4 protein-coding genes are annotated in these 1,821 nt (G+C 57.8%); 1 reads left to right on the plus strand and 3 read right to left on the minus strand.

Annotated features, from left to right (window positions below; genetic code table 11):
• A partial coding sequence (locus ACNKID_RS04475) for a ferredoxin--NADP reductase (RefSeq protein ID WP_417912237.1) occupies positions 1 to 351 on the plus strand: 351 nt, incomplete at its 5' end.
• On the opposite strand, the gene minE is transcribed toward ACNKID_RS04475, so the two are convergent.
• The 3 genes from minE to minC form a co-directional block, all read right to left on the minus strand.
• On the minus strand, positions 348 to 650 hold the full coding sequence (minE, locus tag ACNKID_RS04480; protein WP_417912238.1) for a cell division topological specificity factor MinE: 303 nt from the start codon (positions 648 to 650) through the stop codon (positions 348 to 350). The genes ACNKID_RS04475 and minE overlap by 4 nt on opposite strands.
• 1 nt (position 651) lies before the next feature.
• Complete coding sequence (gene minD / locus ACNKID_RS04485; RefSeq protein ID WP_417912239.1) at positions 652 to 1,464, minus strand: septum site-determining protein MinD; 813 nt, start codon at positions 1,462 to 1,464, stop codon at positions 652 to 654.
• 24 nt (positions 1,465 to 1,488) lie between these two features.
• Positions 1,489 to 1,821: septum site-determining protein MinC (minC, locus tag ACNKID_RS04490; RefSeq protein ID WP_417912240.1), on the minus strand; the 333-nt coding region annotated here is incomplete at its 5' end.

Consider the following 1,821-nt stretch of genomic DNA (forward strand, 5'->3'; position numbering starts at 1 on the left):
CCCATCCGCAGCATCCTCGCTGATCTCGCGCACCGGCATGACCGCCGCATAGTCACCCTGATCTACGGCAATCAGGATGAAAACGACATCGCCTTTGCGGAGGATCTGACCGGACTGGCTCTGCCGCAGTTTCGGCTGATTCACGTCCTGCAACATCCAGGCGGCAGGCTGAAGGCGCACGCCGGGCTGATCAGCGCAGAAATCATCCGCAGCGAACTGCCTGAGTTGGATGAGGCAATCTTTCTTATCTCCGGCCCGCCGATGATGGTCAAGGCAGTGGAAAGCCAGCTCGCTTCGCTCGGCATCGGCCCGGAGCAAATCAGAACCGACCGCTTTCTCGGCTACGCCTAAGGCTCCCGTGGCGGTTCAGCAGCGGGCGGCGTGTCCGTCCGCTGCTGGCAGGATTTCTCCGGCAGAGCGATGTTCACTTCCAAAATTTCGCAGTCATTCTCCCGGTCCAATGTGATCGAGACATCATCCTGATTGATATCCACGTATTTTTTGATCACCGCCAATATCTCATCCTGAAGCTGGGGAAGGAAGGACGGCCGGTTGCGCTGAATTTTGTCTCTGGCGATCAGAATGCTCAACCGTTCTTTGGCCACCTCAGCTGAGCGCCGATTGGCATTGAAATAGTCAAACAGACCCATGTCAATTTCCCCCGAAGAGTTTGCTGAACAGACCCTTCTTTTTCGGGTCAATAAAACGCATCTCCACATCTTCGCCGAGGAAGCGGGCCACGCAGTCATGATAGGCCATGCCTGCCTCGCTGCTGCGGTTGGCGATCACAGGCACGCCTTGGTTGGAGGCGGTCAGCACGGCCTCGGATTCCGGGATGACCCCCAGCAGCGGGATAGACAGAATATCCTGAATATCCTTCACTGACAGCATCTCGCCTTTCTGCACACGTTCCGGCGAGTAGCGGGTGAGAAGAAGATGCTCTTTGACCGGGCTGCGGTTTTCAATCACCCGTCTGGTCTTGCTGGCCAGCAGGCCGAGGATGCGGTCCGAATCGCGCACTGAGGAAATCTCCGGATTGGTCACCACAAGGGCCTCGTCGGCGAAATACATGGCCATGAATGCGCCGTGCTCGATCCCTGCCGGCGAATCGCAGACAATATAATCAAAGCTGTCGGCCAGCTCGCTCAGCACCCATTCCACGCCGTCCATGGTCAGCGACTCTTTGTCCTTGGTCTGGGAGGCAGGCAGGATGTAGAGGTTTTCAGTGCGCTTGTCGCGGATCAGAGCCTGATTAAGACGGGCCTCTTTGTTGATCACATTGACAAAATCATACACCACCCGCCGTTCGCAGCCCATGACCAAGTCAAGGTTCCGCAGCCCGACATCAAAATCAATGACGACCGTTTTATGGCCCTCCAAGGCCAAGCCCATCGCAAAGGCCGCGCTGGTGGTGGTTTTGCCGACACCTCCCTTGCCTGACGTGACTACGATAATCTTGGTCAAATTCGCTCTCCTTTTTTCAATGAGCTACAACGCTGTGATATGAAGCCGACCGCCGTGCAGACGCACCTGCGCAGCTTTGGAGCGCAGATGGGCGGGAAAGTCTTCGCTGACAAGATGAATGCCCGTGATGGCCACCAGCTCCGCCTCCAGCTTATGACAGAAGATGCGGGCATTCTGATCGCCGCCGCAGCCTGCAAAAGCCCGGCCCCGCAGCGCACCATAAACATGGATGCTGCCCGACGCGGCAACTTCCGCCCCGGAGCCGACTGAGGCCAGAACGGTCAGATCGCCTTGGCCGACAGTCACACTCTGACCGGAGCGCACCGGCTCAGTGACGATCTTGCCGCAGCCTTCCGG

It is taken from the genome of Candidatus Electronema sp. TJ (assembly GCF_048287355.1).
Taxonomy (GTDB): Bacteria; Desulfobacterota; Desulfobulbia; order Desulfobulbales; family Desulfobulbaceae; genus Electronema.